The sequence below is a fragment of the Paraburkholderia sp. SIMBA_053 genome, assembly GCF_046534895.1.
Taxonomy (GTDB): Bacteria; Pseudomonadota; Gammaproteobacteria; order Burkholderiales; family Burkholderiaceae; genus Paraburkholderia; species Paraburkholderia caledonica.
Map to the genome: position 1 here is coordinate 278,742 of NZ_JAWRXU010000002.1, position 16,022 is coordinate 294,763.

A 16,022-nucleotide genomic window follows, 5' to 3' on the forward strand; every position below is an offset into this window, starting at 1 on the left:
ACGGCTCCGAGAAGATCCAGATGGCCTTACTGCAAATCTCCGAACCCGGCATGGCGCCGGCGCCCCATCAGCGGCGTCTGGCGGTCGGTATCGACCTCGGCACGACCAATTCCCTCGTCGCCGCCGTGCGCAGCGGCGTGCCCGATGTGCTGCCCGACGAAGACGGCCACGTGCTGCTGCCCTCCGTCGTGCGCTACCTGGAAAAGGGCGGCCGCCGCATCGGCCGCGCGGCCAAGGCCGAGGCGGCGACCGATCCGCGCAACACGATCGTCTCAGTCAAGCGTTTCATGGGACGCGGCAAGGCGGAAGTGGAAGGTGCCGAAAACGCGCCCTACGATTTCATCGACGCGCCCGGCATGGTGCAGATCCGTACCGTCGACGGTGTGAAGAGCCCGGTCGAGGTATCGGCGGAGATTCTCGCGACGCTGCGCCAGCGCGCCGAAGACACGCTTGGCGACGAACTGGTCGGCGCAGTGATCACGGTGCCCGCTTACTTCGACGAAGCCCAACGCCAGGCGACCAAGGACGCCGCGCGTCTGGCGGGCCTGAACGTGCTGCGCCTGTTGAACGAGCCGACCGCGGCCGCGATTGCCTACGGCCTCGACAACGGCTCGGAAGGCTTGTACGCCGTCTACGACCTCGGCGGCGGCACCTTCGACCTGTCGATTCTCAAGCTCACGAAAGGCGTATTCGAAGTGCTCGCGGCGGGCGGCGACTCGGCGCTCGGCGGCGACGATTTCGACCACGCGCTGTATCGCCATGTACTGGAGCAGGCCGGCATCGCGCCGAAAGCGCTCGCGCCCGAAGACGTGCGGCTGCTGCTCGACAGCGTTCGCACGACCAAGGAGGCGTTGTCGGACGCGCCTGAGGCAACCCTCGCCGTGACGCTTTCCAACGGCACCAGGATCGATCTGACGATCGACGAGGCCACTTTCGAGGCCATCACTCAGGCGCTCGTGCAACGCACGCTCGGCCCGACGAAGAAAGCGTTGCGCGACGCCAAGGTTACGACCAAAGAGATCAAGGGCGTCGTCCTGGTGGGCGGTGCGACACGCATGCCGGTGATTCGCCGCGCGGTCGAATCGTTCTTCGGCCAGCCGCCGCTCACCAATCTCGATCCCGACCAGGTCGTCGCGCTGGGCGCCGCAATCCAGGCTGACCTGCTCGCCGGTAACCGCGGCGCGGACGGCGACGACTGGTTGTTGCTCGACGTGATTCCGCTGTCGCTCGGCGTCGAGACAATGGGCGGTCTGACCGAAAAGATCATCCCGCGTAATTCGACGATTCCGGTCGCGCGCGCGCAGGATTTCACCACGTTCAAGGACGGCCAGACGGCAATGGCGATCCACGTCGTGCAAGGCGAGCGCGAGCTCGTCAGCGACTGCCGCTCGCTCGCGCGTTTCGAGCTGCGCGGCATTCCGCCGATGGCGGCCGGCGCGGCGCGCATCCGCGTGACGTATCAGGTGGACGCGGACGGCCTGTTGTCCGTGTTTGCGCGCGAACTGGGCTCGGGCGTGGAGGCGTCGGTGGTCGTGAAGCCGTCCTACGGTCTCGCCGACAACGACATCGCCAGAATGCTGGAAGACAGCTTCTCCACCGCTGAAGTCGACATGCGCGCCCGCGCGCTGCGCGAGGCGCAGGTCGAAGCACGGCGTCTCGTCGAAGCGACCGACGCGGCGCTCGCCGCCGACGCCGAACTGCTCGACGACAGCGAGCGCGCGGAACTCGACGCGCTGCTGACCGGCCTGCGCAATGTCGCCGGGAGCGACGACGTCGACGCGATCGAAGCGGCCACCAAAAGGCTTGCCGAGGGCACCGACGAATTCGCTGCCCGCCGCATGAACAAGGGCATTCGTCGCGCGCTGGCCGGCCGCAAGCTCGACGAGATCTGAAGCTCGCGCCGGCTGCTTTGACAGCGTCGGCAAGTGTCGGCAAGCGGCGTCGCCGCAAGAACTGAAGCGCGTCGCGCGGACTTAAAAACTTCGCGTGTCGCCAGTAAAATGGCGCGGACCCGGTTGAGGCCGCGCCTCAGACCCAAACGGAAAATGTATGCCTCAAATCGTTGTGCTGCCTCACGTCGAACTGTGCCCGGAAGGCGCGGTGATCGAAGCCGTGCCCGGCAAGAGCATTTGCGACAACCTGCTCGATAACGGAATCGAAATCGAGCATGCCTGCGAGAAGTCGTGCGCGTGCACGACCTGTCACGTGATCGTGCGTGAGGGTTTCGCCGCCTTGACGCCGTCCGAGGAAGACGAGGACGATCTGTTGGACAAGGCGTGGGGGCTCGAGCCGGCTTCGCGTCTGTCGTGCCAGGCGATTGTGCCGGCCGAGCAGGACCTGGTCGTCGAAATCCCGCGTTACTCGATCAATCACGCGAAGGAAAATCACTAACAGGAGGACGCAGCCATGAAGTGGACCGATACGCAAGACATCGCGATGGCCCTGACCGATAAGCATCAGGACGTCGATCCGCAGCAAGTGCGCTTCACCGACCTGCACCGCTGGGTCACCGAACTGGAAGGATTCGACGACGATCCCAACCGGTCGAACGAAAAAATCCTCGAGGCGATCCAGGCTGCATGGATTCAAGACGCGGATTACTGAGTTTGCGAAGCGGCTTGCGCTGATGCGGCTGCGGTAAAGAAAAAGGCGATTCCATTGGAATCGCCTTTTTTATGCACGTTAGATCCGATGCGCGGCGTCAGTCCGCCACCAGCGTACCGTTCTGCACGCGAACGCGTTGTCCCTGCTGGAAGGGCGGCGCTTCGTGATACGTGAAGTAGCGCGTCTTGCCATTTTCCATTCGCACCCGCACCGAATAGGACGTCGTGCTGCGAATATGTTTTTCGACTGAATTGCCCGCAAGGCCGCCGCCGAGCGCGCCGAGCAGTGTCATCGCGGTGCGCCCGTTGCCGCTGCCGAACTGATTGCCGACCACGCCGCCCGCCACCGCGCCGCCGACGGCGCCAATGCCGGTTCCATGACCTTCCTGCCGCGCTTCGGAAATGGCCACGACAGTGCCGCAACTCGCGCAGTAGGCCGGTTGCGTCGGCTGGTGCTGAGCAAATTGCGGCGCGGGCTGTGCCTGTTGCTGTTGTGCGTACTGTTGCTGCGAGGGAACCGGTGCCGGCGCGCGTTCCGGCTGCGGTACGGGTTGCTGCTGCGCGGCTTGCTGGGCGATCTGACCGGAACTCTGCTGCGCCGACGGGTTGGCCGGCGCCGCCGAATCGACCACGGCTGGCTGGCCGTTTTGCGGCAAGACCTGCGCCGCTTGCGTCTGACTGGTGGGCTCGCCGGTGCTGGACGCCTTGGGGAACATGCCCGTCATCGCCGCCGTCGCGACGAGGCTCGCGATAATCACAGCGCCCGCAGCGGTCGCGACGAGCGGATGGAGCCGCCGCTGGGATGTCGGCGGTGCCGAGTTCTGCGTGACCGGTGTAGCAGGTTGCGTGTTGGGTCTTTCCATTTTCGCCTCCGTCTTTGGCAGAGTGACTTGTAGTGAGACCAAGTCTCCGCGAAATCGATCCACCTGACGTTTCCAATTGTAACGATTTGACCAAAATCGCGCTTTCGCCCGCGTACGCAAGGGCGCTTTTACCAATGGTTACACGCCCGAATGGTCCAGCCAGTGTTCGGCGTTCCGTACAAAACAAAACGCCCGGCATCGAAGCCGGGCGTTTTCAAGGCAAAGCGCGTAATGCTCAGTCTTCGCGACGCAGGTGCGGGAACAGAATCACGTCGCGGATGCTCGGGCTGTCAGTGAGCATCATGACCAGACGGTCGATGCCGATACCGCAGCCACCCGCTGGCGGCATGCCGTATTCGAGCGCGCGGATATAGTCGGCGTCGTAGAACATGGCTTCTTCGTCGCCGGCGTCTTTCTGGTCGACCTGCTTCTTGAAGCGAGCCGCCTGATCTTCCGGATCGTTCAATTCTGAAAAGCCATTGGCGATTTCGCGACCGGTAATGAACAGCTCGAAACGCTCGGTGATGCCTTCCACCTTGTCCGATGCGCGCGCGAGCGGCGACACCTCGATCGGATAGTCGATGATGTACGTCGGCTCCCACAGTTGCGACTCGGCGGTCTCTTCGAACAGCGCGAGTTGCAGCGAGCCCACGCCCGCGTTCAGGAACTGCGGCTGCGACGCGTCCACGCCGAACTTCTTCAGCTCCGTGCGCAGGAACGCGCTGTCGGCTAGCTGCTCGTTCGTGTATTGCGGTGCGTACTTCTGGATAGCCTGAGTGATCGTCAAACGGTGGAACGGCTTCGCCAGATCGAGTTCGCGCCCTTGATACGTGATCGTCGCGGTGCCCAATGCGTCGATCGCGGCCTGGCGGATCAACTGCTCGGTGAAGTCCATCAGCCACTTGTAATCGGTGTACGCCGCGTAGAACTCGATCATCGTGAATTCCGGGTTGTGGCGCACGGAGACGCCCTCATTGCGGAAGTTACGGTTGATCTCGAACACGCGCTCGAAGCCGCCCACCACCAGCCGCTTCAGATACAGCTCAGGCGCGATGCGCAGGAACATCTGCATGTCGAGCGCGTTGTGATGCGTCGTGAACGGCTTGGCCGCCGCACCGCCGGGAATAGGGTGGAGCATGGGCGTTTCGACTTCCATGAAGTCGGCGTCGGCCATGAATTTGCGGATCGACGAGATTGCCTTCGTACGCGCGACGAACGTCTTGCGCGTTTCCGGCGTGACGATCAGATCGACGTAGCGCTGGCGATACTTCATCTCCTGGTCCGACAAGCCGTGGAACTTGTCCGGCAGCGGACGCAGCGACTTCGACAGCAGGCGCAGTTCCGTACAGCGCACGGAAAGCTCGCCCTTGTTGGTGCGAAACAGCACGCCGCGCGCCGCGACGATGTCGCCCATGTCCCACTTCTTGAAGGCGTCGTACGTTTGCTGACCGACGTCGGCCGGTGTGATGAAAAACTGGATCTGCCCCGAGCCGTCGCGCACGGTCGCAAAGCTCGCCTTGCCCATCACGCGCTTGAGCATCATGCGGCCGGCAATCGCGACTTCGAGCGGGTTTGCCTCAAGCGCTTCCTTGTCGGTGTGCTCGAACTGCGACTGCAGATCTTCCGCATGATGCGTGGGACGGAAATCGTTCGGATAGGCGACACCTTGCTCACGCACCTCGCGCAGCTTTTCACGGCGTTCGGCGATGATCTTGTTGTCGTCCACCTCGGGCACGACGCTCGGCTGGGCCACATCGGGCTGGGCCGTATTAGGCTGGATCGGTTCGTTCATGATGGTTTGGTATTCGTGGTCCGCAATCGGTGGTCCGGATTCGGTGGTCCGCAATCGGTGGTCCGCATTCGGCGGCCGGCTTGCGGACAGCCAGTTGGTGACAGACCTCAGGCGGTAAAAAGATACGGCGCGACGTTGCATGCCGCGCCGGTCGTACTCAGACGCCCTGTTTCAGGCTCGCGCTGATGAACGGATCGAGATCGCCGTCGAGCACGCTCTTCGTATTGCTGATTTCGACGTTGGTGCGCAGGTCCTTGATACGGCTGTTGTCCAGCACGTATGAGCGGATCTGGTGACCCCAACCCACGTCCGTCTTGCCCGCTTCGAGCTTGTCCTGCTCGGCCTGACGCTTGCGGATTTCCGCTTCGTACAGGCGCGATTTCAGCATGGCCATTGCTTCAGCGCGGTTGCGGTGCTGCGAGCGGTCGTTCTGACACTGCACGACGATACCCGACGGAATGTGCGTGATACGCACCGCGGAGTCGGTCTTGTTGATGTGCTGACCGCCCGCACCGGACGCGCGGTACGTGTCGATACGCAGATCGGCCGGGTTGATGTCCACTTCGATTGAATCGTCGACTTCCGGATACACGAACACCGAAGAAAACGACGTATGACGTCCGCCCGACGAGTCGAACGGCGACTTGCGCACGAGGCGGTGCACGCCGGTTTCGGTGCGCAGGAAGCCGTAAGCGTATTCGCCTTCGATCTTGATCGTGGCGTTCTTGATGCCCGCGACGTCGCCGTCGGTCTGCTCCAGCACTTCGGTCTTGAAGCCCTTGCGTTCGCAGTAGCGCAGGTACTGACGCAGCAGCATGGACGCCCAGTCGCACGCCTCGGTGCCGCCCGCGCCGGCCTGGATATCCAGGAACGCGTTGTTCGGGTCGGCCGGATTCGCGAACATGCGGCGAAATTCCATGTCGGCGACGCGCTGTTCGAGCTCTTGTGCGTCCGTTTCGCAGGCGATCAGCGTTTCGTCGTCGCCTTCTTCACGCGCCATGTCGAACAGGTCTTGCGCGTCGCGCAAGTCGTTGTCGAGCGACGTGAGTTTGCCGACGGTGTCGTCGAGCAGTTTCTTCTCCCGGCCGAGGGCCTGGGCGTGTTTCGAGTCGTTCCAGACGTCCGGGTCTTCGAGTTCCCGGTTGACTTCGATTAGACGCAGTGCTTTGTCGTCGTAGTCAAAGATACCCCCGTAGGTCGGCCGCGCGCTTGCGCAGGTCCGCCAGAGAGGCTTCGATCGCGTTGAGACGTTCCGCTTCCATGTCGATCTTTTATAGCTTCGTAAAAAGGGGAAATTATAGCCGATCGGCGCCGGGCGCCGGAGTCGATCGAGCGATCCGGCGCGGGTTTGGGATTGATTTTGCGGAGATTTTCGGCGCCGCGGCAGCTTCGCGCAGCGGCGCAGGTGACGCCGGTGGAGTCGCTCTAGCTCGCCGCGTGCTCGACGATCAGCTGCACGCGCGAGACGCCGTTCCACGTGTCGCTCGCCAGCCGGTACGCGACCGTGGTGCGTGCGGGCAGCGTGTCGGTGTGATTGAACCAGATCGCGTTGAAGCGCTGGCGGCCGCGCATCAGTTGCAGCTTCAGGTGCTTGTCCTTCACGAGCGCCTGCGACGCGACGTCGAATTCGCCGGAAAACACCGGCGCCGGGAAACCTTGGCCCCAGACAGCGGCGTCGAGCATTTCGACGAACTGCGGCGTGAAGTACGCGTCTTCCAGTTCGCCGTCGGTTTCGACGGTGCGCGAAAGCGCTTCTTCGGTGAGCCACTCGCGGCCGACCGCTTCAAACGCGGCGGTAAAGCGCGGCACGTCGGCGGCGGCGAGCGTCAGGCCTGCCGCCATCGCGTGGCCGCCGAATTTGACGATCATGCCGGGCTCGCGCTTTGAAATCAGATCGAGCGCGTCGCGCAGATGGAACCCCGCGATCGAGCGGCCCGAGCCTTTGACGAGCTGGCCGCTGTCGTCGGCGAGTGCGAACGTGAACGAAGGCCGGTGAAATTTTTCCTTGAGCCGTCCGGCCACGATGCCGATCACGCCCTGGTGCCAGGCCGGATTGAACAGCGTGATGGTGGCCGCGCCGTCGGGGTCGATCGACGAGAGGTCGTCGAGCGCCTGTTGCTGCATGCCCGCTTCGATTTCGCGGCGCTCGCGGTTCATCGCATCGAGTTGTTGCGCGAGTTCCCACGCGCGGCCGACGTCGTCGGTCGTCAGGCATTCGATACCGAGCGACATATCCGACAGCCGTCCCGCCGCATTCAGGCGCGGACCGAGCGCGAAGCCGAGGTCGAAGCCCGACGCACTGCGCGCGTCGCGCGCGGCGGCGCGAAAGAGGGCGGCGATGCCGGGCTGCATCTTGCCCTTGCGGATGCGTTGCAAACCTTGCGCGACCAGCACGCGGTTGTTGCCGTCGAGTTTCACGACGTCCGCGACGGTGCCGAGCGCGACCAGATCCAGCAGGCCATCCAGGCGCGGCTCCGGGAAATCGTCGCCGAACGCGCCGCGGCGGCGCAATTCGGCGCGTAACGCGAGTAGCACGTAAAACATCACGCCGACGCCTGCGATGCACTTGCTGGGAAACTCACAGCCCGGCTGGTTCGGATTGACGATCGCACGGGCGGCGGGCAACTGGTCGCCGGGCAGATGGTGATCGGTGACGAGCACGTCGATGCCAAGGGCGTTGGCTGCCTCGACGCCGTCCACGCTCGCGATGCCGTTGTCGACCGTAAGCAGAAGGTCCGGTTTGCCCGATGCGTTGCGCGCGGCCAGCGCGACGATTTCGGGCGTGAGGCCATAGCCGTATTCGAAACGGTTCGGCACCAGATAATCGATCTGGGCGCCGAACATGCGCAGCCCGCGCACTGCGACCGCGCAGGCGGTGGCGCCGTCGCAATCGTAGTCGGCCACGACCAGCATGCGGCGCTTTTGCCCGATCGCGTCGGCGAGCAGCGCAGCGGCGTCTTCGCAGCCTTTCAGCGCGGCGGGCGGCACGAGGCGCGCAAGTCCGGTTTCGATTTCATCGGGCAGGCACACGCCGCGCGCCGCATACAGACGCGCGAGTACCGGATGCAGGCCGTGGCGCACGAGAATTTCAGCGTCGACGGGAGAACAGGCGCGCGTAACGATTCGGGTCATTCTGAAAGGCCGTCTGTAGGGTCGGTCATGCAATCGATCATTCGATGAAAAGCGAGGCGAGCAGGCGCCGTCGCCAGAACTTGCGCAGATCGCCGCGCGTGATGCTGAGCGTGACGGACCCCGTGTCGCCGCACAAGGTCAGGCCGAGTTCGGCAAGTGCACCCGATTGCAACGCTTCGAGCGCCGGTTCGAACCAGTCGCCCTGGAGCGCCGCGAAGGCCGCGTTCCAGCGCGCCCAGTCCTGTTCGATGTACGGCGCCGAGAACGGGTCCAGCTCCACAAGAGTGGTGTTTCGTGCGTGTGCTGCGGTGTGCACATCGTTCGCCGCGCTCGAACGGGTTGCCTGGTCGCCTGCATTGGTGCCGCCGCGGTCCTCCAGCGAAGACAGCGCCGCGAACGAAGCGGGCGGAGCGCCAACTGGCACGCCGGCTGTGAGTGCTAGACCGCGCGTGGCTGCGGCGTCTGAAAAGACGCGTGAGAACGGGCTGCGCACAGGCCGCGCCGCACCTTGCGCGTGAAACCAGATCGAATTGACGGCGGGCAGGCCGCGCGCCTCGCGGGCTTCGTTCACGGGGTGCTCGAACCAGGCCATCTGCACTTCGTTCTGCAGCTTCATCCACGCACGCGAACGCTCGCCGGAATGCGCTTCGTGCGGCAACCAGATTTCGATGTTACGGCCGCTCGCGCGCAACGGCGATGCGCCGGCCAGCGTGCCGAAGCCGTCGCCCGACAGGTACCAGCGCGCGGGCTTCGGCGCCTCGATGCGCACGCCGAGTTCCTCGATCAAAGGCCGGGCCACCTCGAGCAGCGCGCTCGCTTCGTCATCGGAAAGATCGAGCGACGCCGGGTCGATCAGCACCAGATGGTCGTGCGCGATGCGAACGTGCACCGGCTGCACGCAGGCCCACGTCGCGTCGCCCGGCTCGCCGCCGTCGGCGCGAAGCATGTAGGGCGCGAGCGGGGCTTCGTCGGCGGCCGCCGCGCCCGTCGAGGCGGTCGATGCGCTAGATAGCGCGCCGAATTGACGCGCGATCCACCGTTCATGCGGCAGCGTGCGCTGAAAATCCTCGCCGATCACACGCTCGACGAGCGTCGCGCGCGCGACCAGCCGGTCGAGTGCGGGGCTGCTGATGTCGTGTAGGGCGGTGGAGGCGTCGGCTGCGGCGGGCAGCGCGAAAGGAAGCAGAAGATGGAGGCGGTCGGCGTGCATGATGCTGCGCATTGTAGGGCAAAGCGCGCTGCGGTTTCGATAGGCTCGGCCGGTTGGCGCGGGATGGCGCGGGTCGGCGTCGGACGGCAATGGGTCGCCGTCGCGTCGGCGGTTGCATCGGCAGTGGCGTCGACCTATCCACGCAGCGCTCCCGCAGCGGGCTGTCCGGCAGTCCCGCCAGCCGCTCTACCGGCAGTCCCTTTATGCGGCGGCGCGGCATTGTATGGCAAACTTCGCGCTTGGTTGACGGTGGCGGCATCGGCAATGCGGGGCGGGTTTGCGCCGCGACGTCGGCAGGAACCATCCGGATTGCCGCGACACCAATGATCAGGACACTCGGGCCGGACTCGCGACGCGAAGGCAGATGCAACAGCGGGCTTATCCGCGGACGCATCGCCAGACGTATCGCCAGCCGCAAGACGCCGCACGCAGCCCGGGTAGCCGAAGAACGCAGAAAAGGACTCGCTTGAAATTTCCCTACGAATGGCAGATCGGCTGGCGCTATACCCGCGCCGGCAAACGCACGACCGGCAACGGCTTTATCTCTTTCATCGCACTGGTTTCGATGTCGGGCATCGCGCTTGGCGTCGCCGCGCTGATCGTGGTCTTGTCGGTCATGAACGGCTTCCAGAAAGAAGTGCGCGACCGCATGCTGTCGGTGCTTGCGCACGTCGAAATCTTTTCGCCGACCGGCTCGATGCCTAACTGGCAACTCACGGCCGACGAAGCGCGCCGGAACAAGGAAGTGATCGGCGCCGCCCCTTATGTGGAAGCGCAGGCGCTGCTCACGCGCCAGGATGCGGTCAGCGGCGTCGCGTTGCGCGGCGTCGAGCCGACGCTCGAGCCGCAGGTATCCGACATCGGCAAGGAGATGAAAGGCGGCAAGCTCACCGATCTCGTGCCTGGCGACTTCGGCATCGTGCTGGGCGCGGACCTCGCGACCAATCTCGGCGTGACCGTCAACGACAAGATCACGCTGGTCGCGCCCGAAGGCACCATTACGCCGGCCGGCATGCTGCCACGTCTGAAGCAGTTCACGGTGGTGGGTATCTTTGAGTCGGGGCATTACGAGTACGACAGCACGCTCGCGCTCATCAATATCAAGGATGCTCAGGCGCTGTTCCGGCTACCCGCGCCGACCGGAGTGCGGTTGCGTCTCGCCGACATGCAGCGCGCGCCGGAAGTCGCACATCAGCTTGCGCGCAGCCTCTCCGGCGACCTGTATATCCGCGACTGGACGCAGCAGAACAAAACCTGGTTCTCCGCGGTGCAGATCGAAAAACGCATGATGTTCATCATCCTCACCCTGATCATTGCGGTCGCGGCGTTCAATCTCGTATCGTCGCTCGTGATGACGGTGACCAACAAGCAGGCCGACATCGCGATCCTGCGCACGCTCGGCGCGCAGCCCGGTTCGATCATGAAGATTTTCGTCGTGCAGGGCGTGACGATCGGCTTTATCGGCACGGCAACCGGCGTTGCGCTGGGCTGCCTGATCGCGTGGAGTATTCCATGGCTCGTGCCGATGATCGAACATATGATCGGCGTGCAGTTCCTGCCGCCGTCGGTGTATTTCATCAGCGAGCTGCCGTCCGAACTGATTCCCGCCGACGTCGCGCGAATCGGCATCATTGCGTTCCTGATGTCGGCGGTGGCGACGCTTTACCCGAGCTGGCGCGGTGCCAAAGTCCGTCCCGCGGAGGCGCTGCGCTATGAATGACCGTTCCGCAACTCTACCCATGGCCGCTCAGGAACTGACGCCCCATCAGTACGTGCTGGAAGCAACCGGCATTTCGAAGTCGTTCGTGCAGGGCGGCCTGAATGTGCAGGTGCTCAACAACGCCGAACTGAACGTGCGGCGCGGCGAGAAGCTCGCGATTGTCGGCGCGTCCGGTTCGGGCAAGAGCACGTTGCTGCATGTGCTTGGCGGCCTTGACGATCCGAGTGCGGGCCACGTCTCGGTGATGGGCAAGCCGTTCACGAAGCTCTCCGAACGCGAACGCAACGACTTGCGCAATCGCGCACTCGGTTTCGTGTACCAGTTCCATCATCTGCTGCCCGAGTTTTCCGCGCTCGATAACGTCGCCATGCCGCTGCGGATTCGCCGCATGACGACCGAAGCCTCGCGTCGTGAAGCGCTCGCGGTGCTGGAGCGCGTCGGCATGGCGCATCGCGCGAAACATCGGCCGGGCGAACTGTCGGGCGGCGAGCGTCAGCGTGTGGCGATTGCGCGGGCGCTGGTCACGAGGCCGGCATGCGTGCTTGCCGACGAGCCAACCGGCAATCTGGACGGCGGCACTGCGGACACGGTCTTCAATCTGATGCTCGAATTGTCCCGAACGCTCGAAACGAGTTTCGTGATCGTCACGCACGACCCTGAACTGGCCGGGCGGTGCGACCGCATCATGCGGTTGCGCGACGGGATTTTGCATGAGGAGCCGCCGGTTCCGGTGTAAGCGTGGCGAGGCGGCACAGAGCTGGAAGTGACTCGACGTACCGGCCGCCTGATCTGCTTAATCCACTCAGTCCACTTGTCAGCGAGGCAACCCATGTGGATCGATACGCACTGCCATCTCGACGCCTCCGAATTCGACGCCGACCGCGAGCACGTCGCTGCGGCGGCGAAGAGTGCGGGCGTGGGGCGTATCGTCATTCCGGCCATCGGCCGGCAGAACTTCGCGGCCGTGCGCGAGCTGGCGCACCGCTTCGACGGCGGCGCATATGCGCTCGGCATTCATCCGCTCTTCACGCCATCCGCGCAGGAACAGGATCTTGAACTGCTGCGCGCGGAAATTGAGGCGAGCCTCGACGACCCGCGCTTCATCGGCATCGGCGAGATCGGGCTGGATTATTTCGTCGACGGTCTCGACGACGCCCGGCAGCAATTCTTCTACAACGGTCAACTACAGATCGCGCGGGAATTCGATCTGCCGGTGATCTGCCATGTGCGCAAATCGCAGGATCAGGTGATCAAAGGCTTGCGCCGGCATCAGATTCATCGCGGCATCGCGCATGCATTCAACGGCAGCTTCCAGCAGGCGCAGGCGTATATCGACCAGGGCATGCATCTCGGTTTCGGCGGCAATCTGACGTTCGAGCGCGCGCGGCAGATTCGCCGCCTTGCCGAGCAGTTGCCGTTCGACGCGCTCGTGGTCGAGACCGACGCGCCGGACATCGCGCCTTCGTGGATTTACAAGCAGCGCAACTCCCCCGAACAGATTCCGGCCATCGGCGCCGGACTCGCGCAGTTGCGTGGCATGGCGGTGGACGAAGCCGCCCTAGGCACAACGGCTAACGCGCTCGCCGCGCTGCCGCGGCTCGCGCTTTCCTCTGCATAATTTGTCCGGTTGATTCTCGAGTGGTTTGCGCCGGGCGAGACACACGTCCGGCGGCATGCTTGCGCGTTGCGCCGTGCGTTGCGTCGTCTCGTCCCGCGTACGGCCGGTGGCGGGCGGAGGGCGCATGCGTGCATGGTGGTGTGGATTCGGGTTGGGCGTCGTCTGGCTGCAGCGGCAGGCGGCGTTGCCCGGTTGGGGCGGCTGGTGCGCGCTGGTGTCGTTGGGCTGCGTGGCGTCGGCTGCCGCAGTGTGGGCCTTGCGTGGGTCTTCGCACATCGCGGATCGCGAGCGGAGCGCGCCTTCCAGTTGGACGCTTCGACGTGTGCGCTCATTCGCCGGTTGGGGCGCGCTCTCATGCGCGGCCTGGTGCGTCGGCTTCGGCTACGCGGCGTTGCGTGCGGAAGCACGGCTCGCAGCGAGCTTGCCGCTTGCGTGGGAAGGCCGCGACATCGAGCTGACCGGCAACATTAAAGGATTGCCCGCGCGCGACGATAAAGGCGTTCGTTTTCTTTTCGACGTGGAGTCGGTCGACGCGCCTGCCGTTGAATCGGCGCCTGGCGAACCGGTCAGGTTTCCGCGCGTCGTCCAACTGTCCTGGATCGCCGACGAAGCGCCGCCGCCGCCGCTTGAGCCCGGTGAACGCTGGCGTCTGCGTGTGAGGCTGAAACGGCCACATGGCAATGCGAACTTCGGCGTGCGCGACGCGGAAGCCGGCTTGCTTGCGCGGAACGTGCGGGCCACCGGTTACGTGAGCGCGGCAACGCAGGCCGTGCGGTTGCGCCCGGATGCGCGCGGCGCGAGCGTGACGGTGGACCGCTGGCGCGCGGCGCTGCGTGCACGCATCGACGCGGTGCTGGCGCACTCGCCGCATCGCGGCATCGTCGTCGCGCTGGCAATCGGCGCGCAGGACGAAGTGAGCGCCGGCGACTGGCAGTTGATGCGCGCCACCGGCACCAGTCATCTGGTGGCGATCTCGGGATTGCATATCGGCTTTGCCGCGGGTCTCGCGGCATGGCTTTGCGGCGCGTGCTGGCGACGCTCGGGATTGATCGGCCGCAACTGGCCGCTGCACGTTCCCGCGCAGTTCGTCGCGGTGACTGGCGGCGCGCTCTTCGCCGCGTTGCATGCTGCGTTGGCCGGCTTCAACGTGCCCGTGCAGCGCGCGCTGTGGATGGCCGGCGTCATGGCGCTCGCGTATCTGAGCGGGCGCAATGTACCGCGCTCGGCCGTGCTCGCGTCTGCGCTCGGGCTCGTGTTGCTGATCGATCCGTGGGCAGTTGTCTCGGCGGGATTCTGGTTGTCGTTCTGCGCAGTGGCGGCGATTCTCTTTGCCACGTCGGGGCGGCCTCGCGTGGAGAATCACGAACAGCGCACGCACGAGACGGACGAACAGGGCGGCACGCCCAGTCGATTGTCGCGCCTGCGTGCTGCCGCCGCGCGCCGCGTTCAGGCTTTCGGTGAACGGCTGCGCGGCGCCGCGCATGTTCAGCTTGCTGCCACCGTCGCGCTCGCGCCGTTGACCGTCTACTGGTTCGCTCAGATTCCGTTGATCGGGCCCGCTCGCGAACTCGTTTGCGATTCCGTGGGTAAGCCTGCTGGTGACGCCTTCGGTGCTGGCAGGTGTCGTGTTGCCCGCGCCGCTCGATGCCTACGCGTTTCGTACGGCGCACGCGCTGCTCGAGCTGATGATGGCCGGATTGCATTGGCTTTCCGGACCCAGGTGGGCGCTGTGGTGGCTGCCGCAGCCGGACGGATGGACGCTCGCTGCGGCCGCGGCCGGCGTGCTGTGGTGTCTCGCACCGCGCGGCTGGCCGCTGCGCTGGGCGGCGCCGCTCGCGTGGTTGCCGCTGCTTGCGCCAGCGCCGTCCGGGCCGCCTCACGGCAGCTTCCGGCTGACCGCGCTGGACGTTGGGCAGGGCACGTCGGTGCTGGTCGAGACGGCGCACCACGTGCTGCTGTTCGACACGGGGCCGGGCCCGGAATCGACCTACGCTGGTGAGCGAGTCGTCGTGCCGTATCTTCAGGCGCACGGCTTCAACGTCCTCGACACGCTGATTGTTAGCCACGCGGATTCGGACCACTCGGGAGGCGCGCCGGCCGTGCTGGATGCGATCGAGGTCCATCAGATGGTCGCCGCTCTCGCACCGGCTAATGCGCTATGGGCGAATGCGAGGCAACGGGGCGCGCAGACGCTGCCTTGTGCGGCGGGACAGCGCTGGCAGTGGGACGGCGTCGAATTCTCGATGCTCTGGCCCGACGCCGGGCCGCTACAGGGCAAGCCGAACGCGCATTGCTGTGTGCTGCGGGTGAGCACGTCGCCGGGTGCAGTTGCGAGCCCGGGAGAGGGAAGTGCAGAGGCTTCGCTTGCGGAGGGTACGGCAGGTGGCGTGAAGGATGGTGGAGCCGCCAGCGCGGCGGAGCATGCGTCGGGCAGCAGATTGCATCATGCGCTGAAGAGTACAACGGAAAGCGCGGCGAATCGCCCGTCGGCTGACGCGCCGGACGCGCACGCGCAAGCCACGAGCCTTGCCGCGCTGCTGACCGCCGACATCGAAGCCCCTGCCGAACGCGTGCTGTTGTCGCGCGATCGCGAGATGCTGCGTGCTCAGGTGCTGGTGGTCCCCCACCACGGCAGCAAGACGTCGTCGACTGAGCCGTTCCTCGATTCTATCGACCCGCTCGTCGCGCTATTTCAGGTAGGCTATCGCAACCGGTTTCATCATCCCAGTGCGGGCGTGCTGGCGCGTTATTCGGCGCGGCATATCGAACTCGGACGCAGCGATGCGGATGGCGCGGTGCGCGTCCTGATCGACCCGGATTTCGCCACGCGGCGAGGTGCGCATGCAAGCGATACCGCGCTGACCATCGAGCGTTATCGCGACACACGCCGGCGTTACTGGATGGATCGCTGAACCGATCGCCGGCTGACGCTACGCAAGTGGAAGAGCCGCAAAAGAAGCGCGCTGAAGGCAACTCGTAGAGCGCCGTAGAAGAGAGGCAATGAGCGGGCGGCAAAGCGAAGCCGCTCAATGGGAATCGTACTCAAGCTTTACAGCGGAGCACCGTCACAGCCATACCGCAACA

Annotated in this window: 12 protein-coding genes and 1 pseudogene; 8 read left to right on the top strand and 5 right to left on the bottom strand. The window is 65.0% G+C overall.

Going from position 1 to position 16,022, the window contains the following annotated elements; all coding sequences use genetic code 11:
* Window positions 1–20: 20 nt before the first annotated feature.
* From hscA to iscX, 3 genes are all read left to right on the top strand, one after another.
* Window positions 21–1,892: a Fe-S protein assembly chaperone HscA gene (gene hscA, locus SB753_RS07790; protein WP_410799858.1), complete on the top strand. Its 1,872-nt coding sequence runs from the start codon at window positions 21–23 to the stop codon at window positions 1,890–1,892.
* A 157-nt stretch (window positions 1,893–2,049) separates the two neighbouring features.
* Window positions 2,050–2,391, top strand: a complete 342-nt coding sequence (gene fdx / locus SB753_RS07795; RefSeq protein WP_006051275.1) for an ISC system 2Fe-2S type ferredoxin — start codon at window positions 2,050–2,052, stop codon at window positions 2,389–2,391.
* Window positions 2,392–2,406: 15 nt separating this feature from the next.
* Complete coding sequence (gene iscX, locus SB753_RS07800) at window positions 2,407–2,604, top strand: Fe-S cluster assembly protein IscX (RefSeq protein WP_410799860.1); 198 nt, start codon at window positions 2,407–2,409, stop codon at window positions 2,602–2,604.
* A gap of 97 nt (window positions 2,605–2,701) precedes the next feature.
* Here the strand turns inward: iscX and SB753_RS07805 are convergent, their stop codons facing one another.
* From SB753_RS07805 to SB753_RS07825, 5 genes are all read right to left on the bottom strand, one after another.
* Window positions 2,702–3,466, bottom strand: a complete 765-nt coding sequence (locus SB753_RS07805) for a glycine zipper 2TM domain-containing protein (RefSeq protein ID WP_410799862.1) — start codon at window positions 3,464–3,466, stop codon at window positions 2,702–2,704.
* Between the two features lie 235 nt (window positions 3,467–3,701).
* Window positions 3,702–5,258 carry a lysine--tRNA ligase gene (gene lysS, locus SB753_RS07810; protein ID WP_131321599.1) on the bottom strand — a complete coding sequence of 519 codons (1,557 nt, stop codon included), beginning with the start codon at window positions 5,256–5,258 and terminating at the stop codon, window positions 3,702–3,704.
* 157 nt (window positions 5,259–5,415) lie between these two features.
* Window positions 5,416–6,520 (bottom strand): peptide chain release factor 2 gene (gene prfB, locus SB753_RS07815; protein WP_410799864.1). Its coding sequence is split into 2 segments (ribosomal slippage): window positions 5,416–6,438 and window positions 6,440–6,520, totalling 1,104 coding nucleotides; the frame shifts between segments, so codons are not numbered across the junction.
* A gap of 163 nt (window positions 6,521–6,683) precedes the next feature.
* Window positions 6,684–8,390 (bottom strand): single-stranded-DNA-specific exonuclease RecJ, encoded by a 1,707-nt coding sequence (gene recJ, locus SB753_RS07820; RefSeq protein ID WP_408164454.1) that lies wholly within the window; start codon window positions 8,388–8,390, stop codon window positions 6,684–6,686.
* A 37-nt stretch (window positions 8,391–8,427) separates the two neighbouring features.
* Window positions 8,428–9,612 (bottom strand): regulator, encoded by a 1,185-nt coding sequence (locus SB753_RS07825; protein WP_410799866.1) that lies wholly within the window; start codon window positions 9,610–9,612, stop codon window positions 8,428–8,430.
* Between the two features lie 454 nt (window positions 9,613–10,066).
* Here SB753_RS07825 and SB753_RS07830 point away from each other — a divergent pair, with 454 nt between their 5' ends.
* The 5 genes and pseudogenes from SB753_RS07830 to SB753_RS07850 all read left to right on the top strand — a co-directional run bounded on the left by SB753_RS07830 (window position 10,067) and on the right by SB753_RS07850 (window position 15,850).
* On the top strand, window positions 10,067–11,320 hold the full coding sequence (locus SB753_RS07830; protein WP_088174756.1) for a lipoprotein-releasing ABC transporter permease subunit: 1,254 nt from the start codon (window positions 10,067–10,069) through the stop codon (window positions 11,318–11,320).
* A complete protein-coding gene (lolD, locus tag SB753_RS07835; RefSeq protein WP_193610953.1) occupies window positions 11,313–12,056 on the top strand; it encodes a lipoprotein-releasing ABC transporter ATP-binding protein LolD in 744 nt (247 codons plus the stop codon). Before SB753_RS07830 ends, lolD begins: the two co-directional genes overlap by 8 nt.
* Before the next feature lie 93 nt (window positions 12,057–12,149).
* Entirely contained in the window at window positions 12,150–12,938 is a 789-nt protein-coding gene (locus tag SB753_RS07840) for a TatD family hydrolase (RefSeq protein ID WP_204520541.1), read from the top strand.
* Window positions 12,939–13,062: 124 nt separating this feature from the next.
* Window positions 13,063–14,430 (top strand): annotated as a pseudogene (locus SB753_RS07845) (ComEC/Rec2 family competence protein); the annotation flags it as partial.
* Window positions 14,431–14,548: 118 nt separating this feature from the next.
* Window positions 14,549–15,850 carry a ComEC/Rec2 family competence protein gene (locus SB753_RS07850; protein WP_410799869.1) on the top strand — a complete coding sequence of 434 codons (1,302 nt, stop codon included), beginning with the start codon at window positions 14,549–14,551 and terminating at the stop codon, window positions 15,848–15,850.
* Window positions 15,851–16,022 lie beyond the last annotated feature (172 nt).

Excerpts from the sequence above, each read along its gene's own strand:
- recJ (WP_408164454.1), bottom strand. The coding sequence starts at position 8,390 with ATGACCCGAATCGTTACGCGCGCCTGTTCTCCCGTCGACGCTGAAATT.
- fdx (WP_006051275.1), top strand. The coding sequence starts at position 2,050 with ATGCCTCAAATCGTTGTGCTGCCTCACGTCGAACTGTGCCCGGAAGGC.
- SB753_RS07805 (WP_410799862.1), bottom strand. The coding sequence starts at position 3,466 with ATGGAAAGACCCAACACGCAACCTGCTACACCGGTCACGCAGAACTCG.
- hscA (WP_410799858.1), top strand. The coding sequence starts at position 21 with ATGGCCTTACTGCAAATCTCCGAACCCGGCATGGCGCCGGCGCCCCAT.
- iscX (WP_410799860.1), top strand. The coding sequence starts at position 2,407 with ATGAAGTGGACCGATACGCAAGACATCGCGATGGCCCTGACCGATAAG.
- SB753_RS07840 (WP_204520541.1), top strand. The coding sequence starts at position 12,150 with ATGTGGATCGATACGCACTGCCATCTCGACGCCTCCGAATTCGACGCC.
- lolD (WP_193610953.1), top strand. The coding sequence starts at position 11,313 with ATGAATGACCGTTCCGCAACTCTACCCATGGCCGCTCAGGAACTGACG.
- SB753_RS07825 (WP_410799866.1), bottom strand. The coding sequence starts at position 9,612 with ATGCGCAGCATCATGCACGCCGACCGCCTCCATCTTCTGCTTCCTTTC.
- lysS (WP_131321599.1), bottom strand. The coding sequence starts at position 5,258 with ATGAACGAACCGATCCAGCCTAATACGGCCCAGCCCGATGTGGCCCAG.